Source organism: Desulfosporosinus meridiei DSM 13257, assembly GCF_000231385.2.
GTDB classification, from domain to species: Bacteria; Bacillota; Desulfitobacteriia; order Desulfitobacteriales; family Desulfitobacteriaceae; genus Desulfosporosinus; species Desulfosporosinus meridiei.
In genome coordinates this window covers 3946900-3967775 of record NC_018515.1, presented here as the reverse complement: position 1 = coordinate 3967775, position 20876 = coordinate 3946900, and the positions used below count along the sequence as shown (strand labels likewise).

Annotated in this window: 18 protein-coding genes; 15 read left to right on the top strand and 3 right to left on the bottom strand. The window is 41.3% G+C overall.

Annotated elements, in window-relative coordinates; genetic code table 11:
- Nucleotides 1-92 precede the first annotated feature (92 nt).
- The 6 genes from DESMER_RS18310 to DESMER_RS18285 all read left to right on the top strand — a co-directional run bounded on the left by DESMER_RS18310 (nt 93) and on the right by DESMER_RS18285 (nt 6101).
- The gene (locus DESMER_RS18310) at nt 93-920 is read left to right on the top strand and encodes a dihydroorotate dehydrogenase electron transfer subunit (RefSeq protein ID WP_014904555.1); all 828 of its coding nucleotides are present in this window, start codon (nt 93-95) and stop codon (nt 918-920) included.
- On the top strand, nt 907-1824 hold the full coding sequence (locus tag DESMER_RS18305) for a dihydroorotate dehydrogenase (RefSeq protein ID WP_014904554.1): 918 nt from the start codon (nt 907-909) through the stop codon (nt 1822-1824). Before DESMER_RS18310 ends, DESMER_RS18305 begins: the two co-directional genes overlap by 14 nt.
- A gap of 16 nt (nt 1825-1840) precedes the next feature.
- Nucleotides 1841-2575, top strand: a complete 735-nt coding sequence (gene pyrF, locus DESMER_RS18300) for an orotidine-5'-phosphate decarboxylase (protein WP_014904553.1) — start codon at nt 1841-1843, stop codon at nt 2573-2575.
- Between the two features lie 55 nt (nt 2576-2630).
- A complete protein-coding gene (gene pyrE / locus DESMER_RS18295) occupies nt 2631-3233 on the top strand; it encodes an orotate phosphoribosyltransferase (RefSeq protein WP_014904552.1) in 603 nt (200 codons plus the stop codon).
- A gap of 443 nt (nt 3234-3676) precedes the next feature.
- The gene (locus DESMER_RS18290) at nt 3677-5158 is read left to right on the top strand and encodes an alkaline phosphatase family protein (protein WP_014904551.1); all 1482 of its coding nucleotides are present in this window, start codon (nt 3677-3679) and stop codon (nt 5156-5158) included.
- Between the two features lie 259 nt (nt 5159-5417).
- The gene (locus DESMER_RS18285; RefSeq protein ID WP_014904550.1) at nt 5418-6101 is read left to right on the top strand and encodes a DUF1287 domain-containing protein; all 684 of its coding nucleotides are present in this window, start codon (nt 5418-5420) and stop codon (nt 6099-6101) included.
- Nucleotides 6102-6259: 158 nt separating this feature from the next.
- Here the strand turns inward: DESMER_RS18285 and DESMER_RS18280 are convergent, their stop codons facing one another.
- Nucleotides 6260-8095 carry an Rqc2 family fibronectin-binding protein gene (locus DESMER_RS18280; protein WP_014904549.1) on the bottom strand — a complete coding sequence of 612 codons (1836 nt, stop codon included), beginning with the start codon at nt 8093-8095 and terminating at the stop codon, nt 6260-6262.
- Nucleotides 8096-8285: 190 nt separating this feature from the next.
- Between DESMER_RS18280 and DESMER_RS18275 the strand changes: the two genes are divergently transcribed.
- Nucleotides 8286-11024, top strand: a complete 2739-nt coding sequence (locus DESMER_RS18275) for a calcium-transporting P-type ATPase, PMR1-type (RefSeq protein WP_014904548.1) — start codon at nt 8286-8288, stop codon at nt 11022-11024.
- Nucleotides 11025-11520: 496 nt separating this feature from the next.
- Nucleotides 11521-12366 (top strand): diaminopimelate epimerase, encoded by an 846-nt coding sequence (gene dapF / locus DESMER_RS18270; RefSeq protein ID WP_014904547.1) that lies wholly within the window; start codon nt 11521-11523, stop codon nt 12364-12366.
- 100 nt (nt 12367-12466) lie between these two features.
- Here dapF and DESMER_RS18265 read toward each other — a convergent pair whose 3' ends face one another.
- Together DESMER_RS18265 and DESMER_RS18260 are read right to left on the bottom strand one after the other, a co-directional pair.
- The gene (locus DESMER_RS18265) at nt 12467-13072 is read right to left on the bottom strand and encodes a CBS domain-containing protein (RefSeq protein WP_014904546.1); all 606 of its coding nucleotides are present in this window, start codon (nt 13070-13072) and stop codon (nt 12467-12469) included.
- Nucleotides 13073-13091: 19 nt separating this feature from the next.
- Nucleotides 13092-13562, bottom strand: a complete 471-nt coding sequence (locus tag DESMER_RS18260; protein WP_014904545.1) for a hypothetical protein — start codon at nt 13560-13562, stop codon at nt 13092-13094.
- 195 nt (nt 13563-13757) lie between these two features.
- Between DESMER_RS18260 and atoS the strand changes: the two genes are divergently transcribed.
- The 7 genes from atoS (at nt 13758) to remA (ending at nt 20868) form a co-directional block, all read left to right on the top strand.
- Entirely contained in the window at nt 13758-15581 is a 1824-nt protein-coding gene (atoS, locus tag DESMER_RS18255; protein WP_014904544.1) for a two-component system sensor histidine kinase AtoS, read from the top strand.
- Between the two features lie 5 nt (nt 15582-15586).
- Nucleotides 15587-16963, top strand: a complete 1377-nt coding sequence (locus DESMER_RS18250) for a sigma-54-dependent transcriptional regulator (protein WP_014904543.1) — start codon at nt 15587-15589, stop codon at nt 16961-16963.
- A 347-nt stretch (nt 16964-17310) separates the two neighbouring features.
- Nucleotides 17311-17697, top strand: coding sequence for a hypothetical protein (locus DESMER_RS18245; protein WP_014904542.1), 387 nt, complete (start codon nt 17311-17313; stop codon nt 17695-17697).
- Nucleotides 17697-18614, top strand: coding sequence for a sulfite exporter TauE/SafE family protein (locus tag DESMER_RS18240; protein WP_014904541.1), 918 nt, complete (start codon nt 17697-17699; stop codon nt 18612-18614). Before DESMER_RS18245 ends, DESMER_RS18240 begins: the two co-directional genes overlap by 1 nt.
- The gene (locus DESMER_RS18235; protein ID WP_014904540.1) at nt 18614-19429 is read left to right on the top strand and encodes a TIGR02186 family protein; all 816 of its coding nucleotides are present in this window, start codon (nt 18614-18616) and stop codon (nt 19427-19429) included. Before DESMER_RS18240 ends, DESMER_RS18235 begins: the two co-directional genes overlap by 1 nt.
- A gap of 271 nt (nt 19430-19700) precedes the next feature.
- Nucleotides 19701-20579 carry a YicC/YloC family endoribonuclease gene (locus DESMER_RS18230; protein ID WP_014904539.1) on the top strand — a complete coding sequence of 293 codons (879 nt, stop codon included), beginning with the start codon at nt 19701-19703 and terminating at the stop codon, nt 20577-20579.
- A gap of 13 nt (nt 20580-20592) precedes the next feature.
- Nucleotides 20593-20868, top strand: coding sequence for an extracellular matrix/biofilm regulator RemA (gene remA / locus DESMER_RS18225; protein WP_014904538.1), 276 nt, complete (start codon nt 20593-20595; stop codon nt 20866-20868).
- Nucleotides 20869-20876 lie beyond the last annotated feature (8 nt).

Sequence of the window (20876 nt, the reverse complement as noted above, 5' to 3'; positions counted from 1 at the left end):
GAAAGGGTGTTTTGATTAGGAACAGGATGCCTATCCTCAAATTAATTGCGTACCACGAACTACGAATTTCGAACCACGATAAGGAGGTTGCCATGCTTACCAAAGGACAAGTGGTAGTTCATGAATCCATGGGAGAAGAGAAGCATAAGCTTAGAAGGTTAGTGCTGAAAGGACCGATTGCAAGAAATGCCCAGGCGGGACAATTCGTTGCAATCCAAGTCCAGGACTCATCAATCTCGTCATTTGATCCCTTGTTAAGGCGGCCGATTAGTTTAGCCTATATCTCTTCAGAGAATGACGAAATTACTTTGCTCTATCGAGTTCAGGGGCGAGGAACAGAAATTCTGGCACGAGCGAAGGATGGAGAAGTCCTTAGTATTATGGGCCCTTTGGGACATGGCTTTTCTCTGCCGGAAGCAGGAGAATTATGGTTGGTAGCCGGAGGAATCGGAATTTTTCCGTTATATCCCTTAGCAATTAGTGCGCTGAGTAAGGGGTTAACCGTTCGATTGTTTTGGGGAGGAGAAAACCAATCGTTTCTGGAGAGTGCCGGTCTTTCCTCCTGGGAGAAATTAGAAATTCCGCTTTATCTGAGTACACTTGATGGAAGTCTAGGGGAAAAGGGTCTTGTGACTGAACAAATAAATAATCAGTTAGGAAAAATGTCTTTAAGCAGTAGCCAAATCTGGGTAGCGGCTTGTGGTCCAAAGAAGATGATGCAGGCCGTTACGGAGATTTGTAAAAACGTTAAAGTACCTATAGAGGTTTCTCTGGAAGAAAGAATGGGGTGTGCAGTTGGAGCCTGCTTGGGTTGTGTGTGCACTTTAATCGATGAAACAGGAGCATATATTCATAAAAAAGTATGTCAGGATGGGCCAGTCTTCCGGGGAGAGGAGGTTGTATGGGATGAATCCTGTTAATTTATTGACCCAGTTTGCTGGAATAACCTTAAGAAATCCACTGATTACTTGTTCGGGTACCTACGGATTTGGAGAGGAGTATACCAGCTATTGTCCCCTGGAAGCCTTAGGAGGAATAACCCTTAAAGGGATTACCCCCTTACCTCGACTGGGCAACCCTGTCCCCAGGTTAGCTGAAACTCCGGCAGGGTTGCTGAATGCTGTCGGTTTAGAAAATCCAGGGGTTGAAGAATTTATTCAATCCTATCTGCCAAAGATAAGAAAGCTACCTACTGCAGCAATCGCCAATATTTCCGGTTTTTCCCTTGAAGACTATGTTCAGCTGGCGCGAGCACTGCAAAAGGATTCCGGTTTAGCGGCACTTGAGGTGAATATTTCTTGCCCCAATGTTAAACATGGTGGAATGCATTTTGGTACAGATCCTCAAAGTGCCCAAGAAGTAATTGCCGCGGTAAAGGCTGAAACCGATCTGCCAGTTATTGCCAAGCTTTCTCCCAATGTAACAGATATTGTGGGCATGGCGCGGGCAGTTCAGCTTGGAGGGGCGGATGCTATATCTCTAATTAATACTCTTTTAGGAATGCATATTGATATTTATCAACAACGGCCTGTTTTAGCCAATACATTTGGAGGACTATCAGGTCCAGCGATTCGGCCGGTTGCCGTGCGAATGGTTTGGCAGGTTTTTCAAGCAGTCGATTTGCCGATTATTGGAATGGGCGGGATCACTACCTGGCAAGATGCCATAGAATTTATGTTAGCGGGCGCAACGGCAGTGAGTATAGGCACAGGTAATTTCGTTAATCCTCAGGCACCTTTAGAGATTTTACAGGGAATCAAAGAGTACTGTGAGGAACATGGACTGGCTTCCGTGAAGGATTTAGTAGGATTAGCGCATCATTGATTATAGGAATCCCGAAATGTTAAAAACTGGGGGGATATCGTTGGATGTAAGATTAAATAATCAGCGAGTGATGGTAGCCTTAGACGTTCAAAGTCGAGAGGAAGCTTTAGTTTTAGCCAAAGCCCTTCAAGGCAGTGGGTGTTGGCTAAAAGTAGGCTTAGAACTTTACTCGTATACCGGCCCCATGATGATTCAGGAGCTAAAAGCTTTAGGTTTTCCCATTTTTCTTGATTTGAAGCTTCATGATATACCTACAACAGTGGAACGAGCAATTCGAGGATTCGTGCAGTGTGGGGCTGATATGATCAATGTCCATTGCAGCGGCGGGTATGATATGATGGCTAGGGCAGGGAATGCAGTGCGCGAAGAAGGAAGTAAGCTAAAAAGCATCCCTAAAGTGATTGGAGTTACAGTCCTGACAAGTATGTCAGAAACTCAATTCAGACAAGAGATGGGAGTCCAACGGAACCTGGGAGAGCACGTTGTAGAATTGGCGGTGCTAGCGGAACAGGCAGGACTTGACGGAGTCGTTGCATCTGCTAAGGAAGCAACAGATATTCGAAAAAGCACAAAAGCTGATTTCTTAATTGTGACGCCAGGAATTCGTCCAGCCTGGAGTGAAGCTCAGGATCAAGCAAGGGTTCTTACTCCTTCTGAGGCTTTAGATGCGGGCAGTTCGTACCTGGTCATCGGTAGGCCGATAACCCGCTCGGAAGATCCTCGCCAAGCTTTAGAACGGCTTTGGACCTAGTTCTTATTGAAGTATAGATAAGATAGAGGTTATAGAAAAAGGAGAGATCAACTTAATGGATAAAACTCTTAATAATAAGATGCCGCTTACAACTGAAGAATATATGAACCTGTTTAGAAAAAGTGAAGCTTTGTTGGAGGGGCATTTCCTTTTAACCTCAGGCAAACACAGTGCTCAATACATGCAGTGTGCTCAAGTCCTTCAATATCCAGATCAAGCTGGGATTTTGGCAGAGGGGTTGGCATCACAATTTCGGGATATGGACGTTCAAACAGTGATCGGCCCCGCAACAGGGGGGATTTTAGTAGCCCATGAGGTTGCCAAAGTCTTAGGAGTCAGGTCTTTATTTACAGAGAGAGAAAATGGGATAATGCGCTTGCGCAGAGGGTTTTCACTATCTCCGGGAGAACGAGTATTGGTGGTAGAAGACGTCATAACGACCGGTGGTTCAGTTCGAGAAGTACTGACTGTAGTTCAAGAGTTCGGAGCTACGGCTTTGGGCGTGGGAGTACTGGTCGATCGCTCAGGCGGCATGGTAGATTTTGGCTTGCCTCAATCTTCAATCATTCAGTTAAATATCCAAGCTTATGAAGCTAAGGATTGCCCACTTTGTGCTCAAGGAATTCCTGCTATCAAACCCGGAAGCCGGAAAATCTAGACAGAGGAACGGATAAGTCTTAGTTTTGATCCTCTCAATAGCCTCTCTACTTGAAGCGAATTAGTTTTTGAAACCAACGTATTAGCTATATGCAAATAAAAAGGAACCCGTAAGATTCATTTTAAATCCTACGGTTCCTTTTTATCACCGTTTTAGGACAAGCTTGTGTTCTCTAATACCATACCATTAATGGGTGTCAACAGAGAACCGGGCAGTCTCTTGGATCTGAGCAAAGCGGTGTTATCTTCTTGTTTGGCTAGAACCTCTTGTAATTGATGCTTGTTGGTATGTACTATAACTAGAGATGTATTTTAAAATAGCCGATGTACTTATCCCAAATAGTAGATGCTGAATTAAGGCAAAATAGTGATTCTTAATCGTGACAAAAGAGCGAAAAGTTTGATATACTTATTTTTATATTAAATTAGGGAAGGGAGTCAATCATGAAAAAGGTAATCTTATTTGTGGTAGACTCCCTTCATCCCGCTGTTTTAGGCAGGATACTTTCAGAAGGGAATGCCCCGGCGTTTCGTTTTTTAGTTAAACACGGAACCTATATTGATCGGGTAGTCTCTTCTTTTCCAACCATGACTCCGGTTGCTACGAGTTCTATGATCACAGGAACTTGGCCGGACCGCCATGGAGTTCCAGGCTTTATTTGGTACAATCAGCAAATTAAAAAAGTTGTAGATTATGGAGCGACCTGGCAAAGTATTTTGAAAGTAGGACTGGAGAAGGTTCTGCGCAACTTGCTACAAAGACTTAATGAAGAGCATCTCAGTCTACTAACGCCGACATTATATGAGGTGTTAGAGGCAGGGGGCTATAGTACAGGTAATATCAACTTTTTCATGCATCGAGCTGCAAATAATTATCAAGCAAAAGTCCCCTTTCCCCTTGCTTTAGGGACAGGTTTCTGTCTCAATAATGAAACTGTCTCCGGGCCAAAAAGCTTAACTCTAGGTCAACTTGTTCATCCACCATTCACTGGACGGAGTTCAGCCTATCCAAGAGGGCCTTTGCACCGTTTTGGGTTTAATGATACTTTTTCTGGGAGAATCGCAGTACAACTAGTCCGAGAAGGACAACAGCCAGATTTTATGGTTGTTTATTTTCCTGATAATGATAAATATTCCCACCAACATGGGCCCTTGCGCTCAGGCTTTTCCATTGAAAATGCTGATAAACAAGTATCTTCAATCCTAGATGAGTTTGGAAGTTGGGAAAAAGCACTGGAAGAAAATGTGGTTATTATTACCGGAGATCACGCCCAGTCAACGGTTGGATTAGGTAAAGAGTATTTGATCAATTTAGATCATTCATTGAAGTCTTTTAAAAGAATTAAGTTTACTGAAGAAGCCAATGATCAAGAGCATCATGAAATTGCCATATGTCCAAATGAGCGGATGGCCTTTATTTACATTCTCCAGAGGGAGGAAGAGATTTTGCCTGAAGTCGTGGGCATATTGGCCAAAGATCCTCGCAATGCTCAAATCACTTGGAAAGTCTCAGATAATAGATATTGTATTGTTCAAGGGGGGACGGAAAAACAACTGTTCTTTTCTCGTAGAGGTTCCTACCAAGACGTATACGGTCAAAGCTGGTTCTATGAAGGAGATTTGTCCGTAGTTGATGCCAAAGTGACAGACACACAATTTATAGAGTTTGGCAAATTTCCGGATGCCTTTAATCGTTTAATAACGGCACTTGAAGCACGTGGTGGAAGACGAATTGCTGTTTCTGCCGCCTCAGGGTATGAATATTTCTCAGTTGGAGCTCCTATCCATCCGGGGGGAGGAAGCCATGGCTCTCTGGAAGAAGAAGATTCGACGGTTCCCATGATTGTAGCAGGTATACCTATTGATCAAGAACATTTACGAATCATTGATTTATATCCTATGATTTTGCGACATTTTGGACTATAGGAAACTTCATAAAGTGGCTATAATACATAGGGGTGGCGGCTCTTTTAAGGAGTTACCATCCTTTAATGTATCAAAAACGAGTTAGCCCAATTCTCTAAAGACTTTTGTCTATAGGCTCCAAGAATAAAAACATTATCAAAATTTACAAATAGTATCTAAATAATTTTTCCAAGGTCTTAAAAAGCTTTGATAAATTTGGTAAGGTAGTAATATACTCTTGATACAAATTTTTGAAGGGATAGACATTGGAGGTGAAATTTTGCGCAAATGGTTTGTCTGGGGCTCATCAATTTTATTAATAGCATGTGCAGTTATCGGAACTTTTGTTATGGGAAGACCTCAGTCTAAAAGCTTTATACCCTTTTTGCCATCACTAAAGGTTCCTGCCATCGTTTGTCCAACGGATAAAGATGGGGATGGTTTAGATGATCTGAAAGACATTGTAGAGGGCGCAAAAGCCGAGGTCGAGAGGAAACCCCAATATCGTAGCGCATATTATCAGAAGGGGTATCCTCCTGAAAATGAGGGGGTCTGCACTGATGTCGTGTGGCGAGCATTTCGAGATGCAGGCTACGACTTAAAGGGATTAGTTGACCAAGATATTCTTGCTAACCTAGGTAAATATTACCGTATTGAAGGCAAGCCTGATCCTAATATAGATTTTCGAAGAGTGCCGAATCTAATCGTCTTTTTTCGGAGAAATGCTCTGGACTTAACTCAAGAGATTAAACCTGGAGATATAGAAAATTTAACACAATGGCAGCCAGGGGACATTGTGACGTATGATGTGCCTCATGAGCATATTGCGATTGTCTCGGACAAACGCAGACCTGATGGCGTGCCGTATATTCTCCACAATTCCGGACCCATACCAAAGGAGTCAGATCAATTAGAGAGCTGGCCGTCCAAAATGACGGGGCACTTTCGATTTCCGAAGTTTTAGGAACCAACGACAAGGATTATAGAAGCTTAATAACCAGGGAGCAGAAATCTTCCCCCGATTTGCTGCTCCCTGGTTATTAAGCTTTTACTACTATTAATAGTTAATGGCTCTTTGTCTGTAATAGTGATTAAGTCCTGTGATTAAGATTGGGGTTTCGTTCAGTCCGTAACCTCTTCGCTGGCTATCAATTGCTCCAGTATCTCCTGTTTAGGCGTGAGGTATAAGGTCCAGTTCTGATCGTAGATGACCATTCCGGGCTTTGCTGAGTTTGGCTTTTTTAGTTGTTTAACATGGGTGTAATCCACAGCAACTTGAGAAGAACCCCGTGCCTGGCTAAAGTAAATTGCCAGGGCAGCTGCTTCTTCGAGGGTTTTGTCATCAGGGAATTCTTCGCCGTCTTCCAGAGGAACGAGGACGTGGGAACCTGGAATTACTTTAGTGTGGAGCCAAAGATCTGTTGGCTTTCCTTTACGTAGGGAAAGCCAATCATTTTGAGCATTATTTTTCCCGACAAGAATAATTCTCCCTTGACTGGAACGATAAACTCGGGGCTGGGGGATCTCTTTAGGAGTTTTAGACTTAGATTTGGAGGACGATTTGGAACGGCCTTTTTTAAATGGGAGATTCTCTTTGATATTTTTTCCGGCTACATATCCTTGCCCTACAAGTTCGAGATGAATTTCATTTAGTTCCGTTATAGTCGCAGCTTGATTTAAGGTATATTGTAAGGACTCTAGGTAACTGATTTCTTCCAGGGAGGCTTCTTTGAGTTCCTTTGTTTTAAGCAAAGTTGCTTTGGCTTTATTATAGAGCTTGTAATAGCGTTGAGCATTGTCAATGGCACTTATATGAGGGTTAAGAGGAATGGTAACGGTAGAGCCTGAAGGATCATAGTAATCTTCTACGAAAGCTTCTGAGGATCCAGGTGGAATTCGATAGAGGTTTGCCGTAAGAAGCTCGCCCCATCTTTGATAGGCCAGGCCTTTTTGAGCACTTTCTTCTGCTTCGCTATATATTTTCAGTTTTTTGCTCATATGAGAGTATTGTTCTTGGACAATCTTCTTTAAAGAGCCACGCTTGGATTCAAGGGTGTTGTTATTGGATTTTGACTGATAGAAAATTTGAATAGCATCATTTAAAGATGGAACATATTCAACTTTTAAATCTTGGTACTGTTGGAATGGGAGAAAGCTGAAGGCAAAGAGTTGTGGGCGAGGTGTGAGTTTATAGTATAGGCAAGGTTGAATATTGGAGATACCCTCCGGATTGGAGAGTCTGCGGTATGCTTGAAAAAGTCGAGAAAGGTCAATCTCTCCACACTGATGGAGGCGGATTTCAGCATTTAATCCGGCTTGGATAACGATTTCTCGTGCTAATTCCGGGCTGATCCCGGCAAAACGGGCTAGGAGGATACTTGTAATCGGATGCTCTAATTCTTCTTTATAAAGAGTAGCTCGCCAAAACTCCTCGTCCTCCAGAGGGGGCTGTTTTCCCTGAGAGGGAGGGGCCAAATAAGCCCGTCCCGGCAACACCTCACGATATTGGCTAAGGGCATGAGAATAACGTTTCAGTCCATCAAGAATGGTATTGGTCTGAGGATCAACGAGAATGAGATTACTATGCTTGCCCATGATTTCTAAGTAAAGATGCAAAGAGACTAAATCTCCTCGATCATTATAGTTCTGAAATTCAAAGGTGATAACACGCTCTAGCTCATTTTGATGCAACCTTATGAGTTTGCCACCCTCTAAATGCTTACGCAAAATCATACAAAACATAGGGGGAGAAGAGGGATTCTTTTTAATTTCTTGGGTGAAGTGAAAGCGCGGAGAGGTGGCACTTGTATTAAGCAGGAGCCGCCTAGATCCTTGCTGTCTTAATTGGATATGTATTTCATCTTTTTCGGGTTGAAATATTTTATCAATACGTGCTCCGACAAGTGAAGGAGCAAGCTCTTTAACTAAATAGGCGAGGGTCACGCCGTCTAACGCCATATGAATACATCCTTTCAGGTCAAATCACTTTTTAGTATAACACACTTGTTGGGACGAGGCATTTTTCTATACCTTTAGGAATAAGCATGTACTATAAAAGGGACAAAGCCTCTCAGTTGTTACTTAACCGATAATTTGAGGCTAAAATTCCTTCTAATCGGTGTTTATAAAGCAAAAGGAGGAAAAGGGCATGCGGCAACAGGCATGGCATGTATTGCCTTGGCTGGACGTGGCTAAGGCGTTGGATGTACATCCAGCTAAAGGGTTAAATTTGAAAGAGGTTCGGCGTCGGTTACAAGAGGTCGGGAAAAACGTTCTGGCTGTAAAAAAAGGGACTCATCCTGTGTTTTTATTCCTTGGGCAGTTTAAAGACTTTATGGTGTTGGTTTTACTTGCGGCCACAGTAGTCTCCGGACTTTTGGGCGAGATCGCGGATGCAATTACGATCTTGGCAATTCTCATAATTAATGCCATTTTGGGGTTCGTACAAGAGTTTCGCGCCGAACGGTCAATGGAATCACTCCGCTCACTTACTGCTCCCGAGGCCAGGGTACTACGGGAAGGCATGGAACAAAGAATTCCTGCAACGGATGTTGTACCAGGAGATATTGTGCTTGTTGATACGGGGGATCGCATTCCTGCAGATGTGCGCTGGATTCAAGCTGTCAATATGCAAGTGGAGGAGTCTGCCCTGACTGGTGAATCACATCCAGTGACAAAAAGTATTTCCCCCCTTCATGATGAATTCACCCCTATGGCTGACCGTCAAAATATGGGCTATATGGGGACGGCCCTTGTTAATGGCCGCGGAGCGGGGGTTGTTGTTGCTACCGGAATGGACACCGAAATGGGTGTTATTGCTGGAATGATCCAAAGTGTGGAAGACGAAGAAACCCCTTTGCAAAAACGTTTGGCGGAACTTGGAAAATGGTTGGTGCTGATCAGTTTTCTAGTCTGTGTAGCTGTAGTGGTAACGGGGATTTTAAGAGGTGAGGATTTCTATAAGATGTTCTTTACGGGAGTCTCTCTAGCAGTGGCAGCTATACCGGAAGGTTTGCCGGCTATTGTCACAGTGGCCTTAGCTGTGGGAGTACAGCGCATGGTTAAACGACAGGCAATTATTCGCAAACTTCCTGCAGTTGAAACCTTGGGGTGTGCAACAGTAATTTGTTCGGATAAAACAGGGACTTTAACTCAGAACGAAATGACAGTGCGCCAGATCTATTCCGATGGACGACGGATCTCTGTTTCTGGGGAAGGGTATGACCCTAAAGGGGAGTTCCAGGGAGCTGATCCGGAAAAAGAACGGGATCCCCTTAACACTGCTTTAAAAATTGCAGCACTATGCAATAATGCTACCCTCACCAAGAAAGGTGTGCAAGTTGCCGGACTCTTTCGTTCTAAGGGTAAGGATGCTCCCTGGGGGATTGAGGGTGATCCCACAGAAGGTGCCATTTTGGTGGCTGCTGCCAAAGCGGGAATTTGGCGTGAAGTTCTGGAGCGAAAACAAAAGAGAATTGGCGAGCTGCCCTTTGACTCGGATCGAAAGCGTATGAGTGTAGTCTACGAGACTAAACAAGGACGCAAAGCCTATGTCAAAGGAGCACCGGATATGGTATTGCGACTTTGTCAGCAAGAACTAACTCGTCAAGGGATCGTAGAACTCTCCAATGAACGGAAGAGAAGCATCATGAGAGCCAATGATGAGATGGCCAGGCATGCCCTTCGCGTTCTTGCCGTTGCTGAAAAACCGTTGGCGGACGCTGAACCACTTGATGAAGGTGTAGAACAAGGGTTGACATTTGTTGGATTACTGGGAATGATTGATCCGCCCCGTGTCAGTGCCGTTAAAGCCATCAGAGTCTGTCGACAGGCAGGGATAAAGCCAGTCATGATTACAGGGGATCATCGTTTAACTGCTGAAGCTGTTGCACATGAATTAGGAATCTTGCGGGGTGAAAATGGAGGCGTAGTTTCGGGGGCAGAACTTGAGAGAACATCTGATCAAGAATTGAGTGAACGCATAATGGACATCTCAGTGTTTGCTAGAGTGACCCCGAAGGATAAACTTAGAATTGTCCGTGCTTATAAAAAACGAGGTCAAGTCGTTGCCATGACGGGAGATGGAGTCAATGATGCTCCGGCAGTTAAGGAAGCGGATATTGGGGTAGCTATGGGGAAGACGGGGACAGATGTCACCAAGGAAGCTTCCTCTATGGTCTTAGGAGATGATAACTTCGCAACCATTGTTGCTGCTGTGGAAGAGGGTCGTGGTATTTATGATAACATCCGAAAGTTTATTCGTTACTTACTTTCTTGTAACTTAGGAGAAGTCCTGACCATGTTCTTGGCTACACTAGTAGGATTACCCCTACCCTTGCTTCCGATTCAGATTTTGTGGGTAAATCTTGTCACTGACGGTCTGCCTGCTATGGCTTTAGGTGTCGACGGCTCTGAACCAGGCATCATGAATCGACCGCCGAGAAAACCCGGTGAAAGTATTTTTGCCCGAGGCTTGGCTTCGAAAATTGCAGTAAGAGGGACATTTATTGGTTTAGGAACGCTTTTTGTCTTCGTAGTTGCTCTTTTTATGGGCGTTAATATGTTAGGTGCCCGCACAATGGCCTTTACGACTTTGGTATTTTCTCAATTGTTCCATGTCTTTGATTGTCGATCTGAAGAACGAGGAATCTTTGAAGTGGGTGTCTTTACCAATCTCTATCTTGTTGGAGCTGTCTGTATTTCCACGATCATGCAGCTTAGCGTAATTTATGTCGCTCCTTTACAGGTGATCTTTAAAACCACACCTTTAGTCAGTTGGCAATGGATTCTTATTCTGTGTGTAGCCGGCGGACCTTCTGTTTTGATCGGTTTTGCCAGATTGTTAAAAAATAGTTGGCAGGGAAAAACGGTCATTGCGAAAGGATAATAAAGCTAAAGGAATACTCCCCCCAAGAGGTTTTTCCTCAACCAAGGAGTAAGGATACTTCTTTGTAATAAAATGAGATTCCTTTGATGTAGATGATATGATAATTATATTTTGGGTCAACCGGTTTACGCGGTTGACCCACTTCAGTTGGCGTAGTATTCTTTTAGGGAGAATTACGTAATATATAAGTTTATCCGATGACTACCAGCCGTAAGACTCCCATCTTCTATAAGAACGAAAGCATCCAGTGACGAAACCCGGGTGAGGGTTTCGCCCAAGCCGTCTGCACCAAAGGAAAGCATAACGGCGCAGGTTGCTTTCGACGAACCGCAAACTACACAGAACAACTTTTGCGGTGAGGATGAGATAACGGCTCCTACGTCCTAAGGTTATTCTTCAATTTCCAGATGGGAATTAAACAACATATTCAGGGGAAGATGACTGATATTTAATATGTTTCGTATAATGAATGAACACCAATTAGGGAGGGGACGAAATGGAGTTTATTAAAATGCAGGGTCTGGGAAATGATTTTATTTTCCTTGATCGCTTCTCTGTTTCAGATGAAGATGGGACAGAAGATTATCCTGAATTGGCCAGGAAACTTTGTCACCGTCAATTTGGGATAGGAGGGGACGGCTTAATAGTGGTACTACCTTCGAAGGTCGCGGACGCCAGAATGCGGATCTTTAATTCTGACGGTTCGGAACCGGAGATGTGTGGTAATGGAATACGTTGTTTTGCACGATATATCTATGATCAAGGGTTAATAATCTCAGACCCGATGCTCGTTGAAACTGGTGCTGGTGTCCTAAAGCTTAAGCTTTTTATTAAAGAGGGCCAGGTTCAGGGAGTTCAGGTAGATATGGGGGAACCAATTTTGCGGGCTGATCTTATTCCGGTTTTGGGAGAAGGAGAGCCTGTAGTTGGGCAGTCAATTGAAGTATTAGGTCAAAAATACTTATTTACAGCTGTTTCCATGGGAAACCCTCATTGTGTAATTTTTGTGGAGGATTTTTCAGCCTTGGATTTTGACAGAGTTGGCCCTGCCATTGAAAAGCATTCACTCTTTCCGCGTAAAACCAATGTTGAATTTATTCAAATCAACTCGCCTCAAGAAATAACGATGAAGGTATGGGAACGTGGTGCCGGACCAACACTAGCCTGCGGCACTGGGGCTTGCGCCTCTGTTGTGGCCGCCATCCTTAATAATAAGACTGAGCGTATCGTTACGGTTCATTTGCCTGGCGGAGATCTATTGATTGAGTGGGGCCTTGATAATCGTGTCTATATGACGGGGCCGGGAAATTATGTTTTTAAAGGTGAATGGTTAGGCCTTTAATGACTAAAAGACTTGACTCAATTGCAAAACCGTTCTGCATTAATAATGCGAACGGTTTTTCGTCGTGTGCCAAATGTAAAATTATCAAATTATAAGGCCTTTATCTAGAAGCCTTTTTCGAATCATACTGAAGGATGCTGGAAAAAAGAATAGACATACTACATTTAAAGTTTTTGAAATTTCTTGTTAGTGAAAAGCTAGTATTACACTTTGGCAAGGAGTTGCTTAATGAGTGTAGTTTATAGAAGATCTTGGATTTGTCAACTATGCCAACCAGCACGTCATTATCAAGAACAGGAATATAGTTTATGCCGTTGCGGATGAATATTTCAGCAGCAGTATTAATGTCAAAGTTATGATAATTAAAAGAAAATACACTAATTGGCCGCATTACTTCCCTTACGGAAATCCCCTTTTCATGGCATTTTTTAATATAATACCAGCTAACATATGCGGATTTAAAGTCTGGGTCCTGAAGGGATTTTTTTACCGTCGTTGACCTTAGTAAAGTTTTCAAAGTCAAAAGCCCTACAGGCTTTTGGTGATTATCTATTGCAACTAATACGTGGGGCCCTTGCCAGGCTGATTCTTGATGAAAAGATTCTCTCATTAGTTTTAATGCCTTACGGACTGAGTCATACTCGTTTATTGTTAGCAGATCATTGATAGGAATCATTAAATCATTTAACTGGTAGGGTAGAGTCATATGACATCACCTCCGTCTTTTATAAAACATCTTCAATATACCAGAACAAATCTATAGTTCGAATTACCCCTACAATCATTTGGTTGTTTGAGACCAGAAGGGAATTCAAATTGTGTTTTAAAACAAAAGAAATAGCTTCATCCACCTCGGCAGATATGTCTATCAATCTGTTCTTTGAGGGATTGATAAACTGCTTTACTTTAAGGGTACTCAAGTTAGTGGTTTGACTTTTTGACAGATCCAACAACCGATGAAAGAGGTTCGGGAAGTTAATTTTCCTTGTAATAATCAAAGCAGAACGCAGAGTAAGCATCCCTGTCACCTCTCCATGAGAGTTAGTTGTTAAAATTGCTTCATAATTATGCCAGCGATGATCTCTGAGCTTAAATTCTTCAGACAATATATTTAGAGTGTTTTCGAGGGACTCTTCTTCAGAAACCATAGGATAATGATCCAAAGGAATCATTATTTGACTAAGGGTAGTTTTCATAGAGTAGAGCCTCTTTTCTAAGCGTTCATAATACCATTTAGTAGTAGCAAGATTTATGCCACATTTAAAAGAGTTTATTCTCAGAGAGAAAACCTCGGATGGGCAAAAAATACTCATAGAATGTGAAAGAATATTCCCATTTCTTTGGTGATTAGATGTATAATAAAATCTGAGGTTTTATTTCGGAGGGGCTTTATGAGAATTAAAATTGTTCATGATGGGTTTATTGATCATTTACTAAAGATTATCGCTATCCTTTTGTTAATTCCCCTAGGTTTAGCCGGTTATCTCTATTATTTGGTACACTCAACTGAAAACGGTTTGATCGATACCCAGCGTAAGGATATGGAAATGGCCATGACGCACCTAGATGATAATCTTAATGGGACTTTTAACGAAATTATAAAGGATGTTACAACTGAAAATCTAACTCAGAGAGATCAGGCTAAAGCTCTTAATAAAGCATTACAACCTATTATAATTGAAGCTAAGAAGGAATACCCTAATTTGGACTTAGGTTATTATTGGAAGGATTATGATGTGATTTTAGATGGAAATAATGTTCACTTGCGTGAAAATTTTTCCACAAGAAGAAAACATAACTTTGATGACGCCCTTGAGAATAAGAATACGGTATTTCAAGTTTTTGGGGGGATAGCAGAAAATGGTCAGTTGGAAGCCTATCGGCCCATCATTAGAGACGAAAAAATTATCGGTGCTGTCTGGGCCAGTTCAGATATTGAACCGATATCCCAGAAAATTGATAATCTGAAACACATAGTCTATGGAATTATCTCTTTGGGAATTTTGCTAGCGATTGGTGGCACATTTAGCCTCATTAGAAAGTTTGCTGGAAGTGTCAATGAAGTTAAGAATAATCTGACTATCATATCTAATGATCCGACCTTTATAATACCCAGGGCCCCAGGAGAACTGGGAGAGATTACAGATGGAATTAATCAAATGTACAATAAGTTAATTGATGTTCAAAACTACAACCAAGAAATACTTACTAGTATTGACGACGGAATAATTACTGTTAACAAAGACCAAAAGGTTGTGAGTGTGAATCTCGCTGCATGTCAAATGCTAAGTCTTAGTAAGGATTATCTTGGATTAGACATGAAGGATATTTTTCCAGAGGATAGTCCCTTTTTAGATTGCTTAAATAATACTCTAATGAAGAATAAACCCGTAAAGGATGTACAGATTATCTACGAGGATTTACCGGGTAGCCATAGACATTTGCTGATAAGTACATCTTTAATGGTAAATGTACGTCAGGATTTGGTAGGAGCGCTCTTGCACTTTCGCGACATAACAGAACTGGTACGCCTCCGTGAAGATATTAACCGACAGGAGAGATTCGCTTCACTGGGGAAAATTATTGCTGGGGTAGCCCATGAAATAAGAAGTCCGTTAACTTCAATAACTGGGTACATACAGTTTTGGAATCAGGGGCATGTACCTTCACAAAAATCCTTAAATATTGTTAACAGAGAAATGAATCGTCTAGCTAATATAACCGATGAATTATTACAGTTTGCCAGACCATCTCGGGCTACTTTTGTGCGCTGCAATATTAATAGCTTAGTTAAGCGACTTGTCCAATTTTTTGGAGATGTTCATGGGGATAAGATTGAGTTGGAGGCTAAGGTTGAAGAGGATTTACCAGCAGTTATGATTGATGAGCATCAGATTGAGAAGGTACTTTCGAATATTATGTATAACGCTTTTCAAGCGACACAAGAGAAAGGCAATTTGGAGGTATCAACTTTTTATGATGAAACGAAAAATATGATAGGAGTATCAATAAAGGATAACGGGTGTGGTATTCCGGCAGTAAGCTTAAGAAAGATATTTGAACCGTTTTTTACTACTAAATCAAAAGGAACTGGTTTGGGGCTGGCAATAGCTCGCGAAATTATAGAATCTCACAAAGGCTTGTATGAGGTAGAAAGTACAGTAAATGTCGGTACAGTTTTTACAATCTTACTTCCAATAGCTGAAAAGGGGTGAAAGTAATGGCTAAAGTCCTAGTGATTGATGATGAAGAGGGCGTATGTGAGCTTCTACGAGATGTTCTCGAAAACGCGGGATATGAGGTCTTTGTGACCTATACGGCGTCGGAGGGAATTGATGCTCTAAATAGTTATAACCCTGATGCTATATTGCTGGACATTAAATTGCCGGATGGTGACGGTATTAAAGTAATGCAAAGAATTAAAGGTATAAATGTAGCAGTACCCATAATCTTAATGACCGCTTTTGGTACAACCGAGATAGCAATCCAGGCTATGAAGGAAGGAGCCCATGATTATTTAAATAAACCTTTAAATCTGGATGAACTTATACTTTCAGTCCAGAAGGCTGTAAGGATGAAAAACCTAGTGTCAGAGGTTGCAACCCTAAGAAAAAAATTAGAAGATGAAATGAATCCAACAGATCCGTTCATAGGAAAATCGAGGATAATGCAGGAAATATCTAAAATAATCGGAAGGATTTCAGATAGTGATATAACAGTCTTGATTCAAGGAGAGAGTGGGACTGGTAAAGAAGTTGTAGCTAGGTCTATTCATAAAAATAGTAAGCGTAATCATTGCCCTTATATTAAAATTAATTGTGCTACTATTCCCGAAAATCTTATGGAAAGTGAATTGTTTGGACATGAAAAAGGATCGTTCACTGGTGCTATTAGCCAAAAGTTAGGTAAATTTGAACTTGCTCACAGTGGTACGATTTTTCTGGATGAGATTGGGGAGTTAACTCACCAAGCCCAAACTAAGCTTCTTCGCGTACTGCAAGAAAGAGAGTTTGAACGTGTAGGTGGAATCAATAACATTAAGGTGGACATTCGAATATTGGCAGCCACTAATAAAGACCTCCAAAGGCTTGTAGAAGAAGGGAAATTCAGAGAAGATTTGTTTTATAGACTGAACGTAGTTAATATTAAGCTTCCTCCTCTTAAAGAAAGAAAAGAAGATATTTTACCCTTAGTTGACTATTTTATTAATCAATTTGCATCAAAGCACGCTAAAAAAATAACGTGTATTTCAAAAGAAGCACTAAACCTTTTAACTAATTATAATTGGCCGGGAAATGTAAGGGAACTAAAAAATATTTGTGAACAAGCCGTTGTTTTGACCAGGGGCTCAGTCATTCTACCAGATGAGCTAGGCATATTTGAAGGGAATCGAAAGTCTTTGCGAGACTCGAATTTGGAGTTAGATCTAGCCCTGAGACTAAAAAGGCCACTCAGAGACATTCTGGCAGAGGTAGAAAAGGAAGTAATTATAAGAACTTTAAGAGATCACAACTGGAATAGACAGGAGACTGCTAACACCTTAGGGCTAAATAGACGATCTCTCTATGCAAAGATGAAAGAATATGATCTCTTATAAAACTAACGAGCAAAATATGCCCGTTGAATGGGAAGAATAATTCCCAAAGCCGACAACAACTAAAGTTGTCGGCTTTGTTTTTGCCCATAAAACTAGGATATCATATAAAACAAAAATGTGGCATTGATTTTGCTTATATTACTTATACGTAAAGCAAATAGAGAATAATAAATCCTTCATTCTCGGAGGTGGTGTCCTGTTAAATTAGGAAAAATACGAAATATTCCAATTCTATTGTTCGGCGTAATTGTCAAAAACCCTGCATAAAGTTACTTGGATTTTATCAATAGTATAGGAAATAACTATTTCAACAATTTGTCCGAAGATACGTTAGGGAGGAATAAAACATGACAGAGATAAGCAAAAAAAAATTAGGCAAGTTTAGTATTAAGTTAAGTTGCGCGGTATTGATGCTTTCGGTCCTTTTCTTCTGGGTTGGTCTAAACTTACTCGAGTCAGAAGTTTTTACTCATTATTACAATCCGAATAAACATGTTATTGTAAGTCAAAACCAAGATACCAAAGAACTGTACTCTTGGAAAGATGCTCGGGGCAATGTTTATACTCCTGAAGATCCACAAGTCGCGAACTTCACTTGGGGCTCCACTGGACTATTGCTGCTTACTATGCTCTTAGGAATTGCTTTTCAAAAGGTAGGTATCAGAGTCTATACGAAGACGTTGATACCGAAATATGAAACAATTAATTTTCAATATAATAAGGGGGGAGAATAATGGATGTTTTCTTCCCTATCGCCAGAATGCCAATTTCGATTTTCGCGATTTTGGGTATGGGTGGTCTGGTTGGGTTGCTCTCAGGACTGTTTGGAGTTGGAGGGGGATTCTTATTAACCCCCCTCTTAATGTGGATGGGGATACCACCTGCAGTAGCTGTGGCCTCTGATACTAACCAAATCGTTGCGGCTTCTGTTTCCGGTACCATTGCTCACAGCAGAAATAAAAATGTAGATTTTAAGCTTGGATTTATAATTTTGGTGGGTAGTTTGGTTGGGGGAAGTTTTGGGACTGCTCTAGTAAAAGTGTTACGATCCCTTGGCAACTTCGACTTTGTGCTAAAATCCACTTACGTGGTCATGCTGCTATTCGTAGGTGGCTTTATGTTCATAGAAAGTGTCAATACCTTAAGAAAAAAAGGGCAGAATGATTCAGAAGTACCTAAAGAATCCAAAGCAATGAGTTTTATGAACAAGCTGCCGATAAAAATACATTTTGAGGTGTCGGGTATCGATTGTTCAGTCATTTCGCTTTTTTTGCTTGGTTTACTCATAGGGATACTTGCTGCACTTATGGGTGTTGGTGGTGGCTTTATTATGTTGCCCGTTATGATTTACTTGTTGGGGATTCCCACCATCAAGGCTGTGGGAACTAGTGTTTTTGTAATTATTTTTACAGCCATCAATGTGACACTGGCCCAAAGCACTTTAAATCACACTGTCGATGTTATCTTGGCAATTGTTTTGTTGATTGGGTCATCCATTGGGGCCCAATTTGGAGCAAAAATTGGTAAAAGGCTTCCGGCTGAGCAGCTAAGAGTAATTTTTTCCATAATAGTCTTAGCAGTAATGTTGAAAATGTTCTTTGATTTAGTTTTACCGCCGTCCTCATTAATTTCCTTAGGAGGTGGCCACTAATGAAACGATTGACTTCAATTTTTTTAGGACTAATGTTGATTCTTTCCTTTACGAGTCAAGTAATGGCTGATGAAACCCAATTAACAGTTTCACCGGAAAAAGTGGAAGTTGGTCTGCGATTCCAAGGAACAACCCTCAATATCTCAGGGATTGTTCCCGACGATGCAGGAGTTTATATTAAAGTAATTTCCCCTAATGACGCAATTCTGGATTTGAGCAAAAAAGGGAAAGTAAGTTTGTTTTGGATGAATGTTGAAAATGTATCTGTTACCAAGGTGCCAAAATTGTATCAGATTCTTTCATCCAGACCCTTAGGTGACTTAACTGTAGATCAAAAAAAGGTCTTAGGTATTGATCAAGATTTCTCAACAGTGTATCAAACAGCGGAGGTTACGAAGCATACTGATAGCGGGTCGATTAGACTGGAAAAGTTTGAAGCAAAAGATTTTGTAAGTTCAATGATAAGTATATTTAAGAAGGGCGGGTTGTACAGCCTAAACGAAAGTGCGGTTAAGGTTAAAGATGATAGATTTGAGACAAGCTTAGAACTACCCGCTAATATTCCCCAAGAGGAGTGCGATGTAACAGTCTATTTCATTAAAGATGGGAAGATTATTGGAACTTGTAGTAAGACTTTTAATGTTGAGACGGTAGGGATTGTCAAGTGGTTAAATAACATGGCAATTTATGAAGGGCCTTTCTATGGCTTTATGTCAGTTATGATCGCTTTGGTAGTGGGTTCAGTCATTGCTTTTCTGTTTATCTTCATTGATAATAGGAAAAAGGCACGTCTTTATGCAAAGGCATGTTCATAAATGCACAAGAATTAAAGGTATATGAGAAAACAATCCGGAGTGGTATTAAACTATTTCTAATAGATTACTGAAAACATTTCTTGGATAAATGGTCATGTGATATAATAAGAGTGCAGCAGGCAATGACCCTGCTGTACTTTTATATTAGGTACACTCTATTTTGTGATATCATCTTTACATATAGGCGTAGCTGGTAGAGGATTTTTGGTAACAATATAACTAGGAAACAAAGTGGGAGTACTGATTAATATAAGAGAGGAAGTAATGGCTTATGTCAAACAGCATGACAGGATTTGGCCGGGGAGAAGCATGTGGAAGTGGTTATCAAGTATCAATTGAGCTAAAATCGGTTAATCATCGTTTTTTAGAGATTGTTGTAAGGATACCTCGAAACTATAATAGTTTTGAGGAACGAATCCGTAAAGTATTACAAGATAAATTCCAGCGGGGTCGGATTGAAGTGCATGTTAATATGGTGGAAACAGAAGAACGAAAGAGATTGGTGAAGGTTGACAATGATTTGGCACTGTCGTATGATAAGACATTGAAAGATCTCTCCTTTGCGCTACATACGGAGTACGAAACAGATATTTATCGTTTAGTTAGTTTTCCTGAAGTTCTTATGGTGATAGAGCCTGAAATTGACCTCGCTGCTTTATGGCAGACATGTTCCGAGGCACTGTCTAAGGCGGTTGATGGATTTGAACAAATGCGGCGTTCTGAAGGAGATAAACTAACGTTAGATCTTTTGCAAAGGTTAGACCTTATTGCTGAAAATTTACGCACGATAGCTGAGCGCGCACCATATGTTGTAACAGACTACCAAGAACGCTTACAGGAACGGCTTCAGACCCTCTTAGGTGAAGTTGAGTTAGATGGTGTTCGATTGGCAAACGAAGTTGTCTACTTCGCAGATCGAGGGTCAATCACAGAAGAGTTGGTTCGATTTGACAGCCATCTAGCCCAAAGCAGAGAGGCTTTGAGAAGTGAGGAGCCGGTAGGACGAAAACTTGATTTTTTAGTTCAAGAAATGAACCGAGAAATTAATACGATAGGATCAAAGGCCAATGACTTAATGATTGGTCAAAGAGTGATTAAAGTAAAAAGCGAACTGGAAAAAGTACGCGAGCAAGTTCAAAATTTAGAGTAATGGAGGATTCATCTTGGACATTAAGCTCATAAACATCGGGTTTGGTAACATTGTATCTGCCAATCGGATTATTTCGATTGTTAGTCCAGAATCCGCCCCAATCAAACGAATTATTCAAGAAGCTCGTGATGCGGGCATGCTCATTGATGCTACTTATGGTCGGCGTACCCGGGCAGTGATTATCTGTGACAGCCATCATGTAATTCTGTCTGCAGTTCAGCCTGAAACAGTGGCTCATCGTCTTACGGCTAAAGAGTCGAGCAGCCATGTCGAAGACCCGTCGGATTAGGGGTGGAG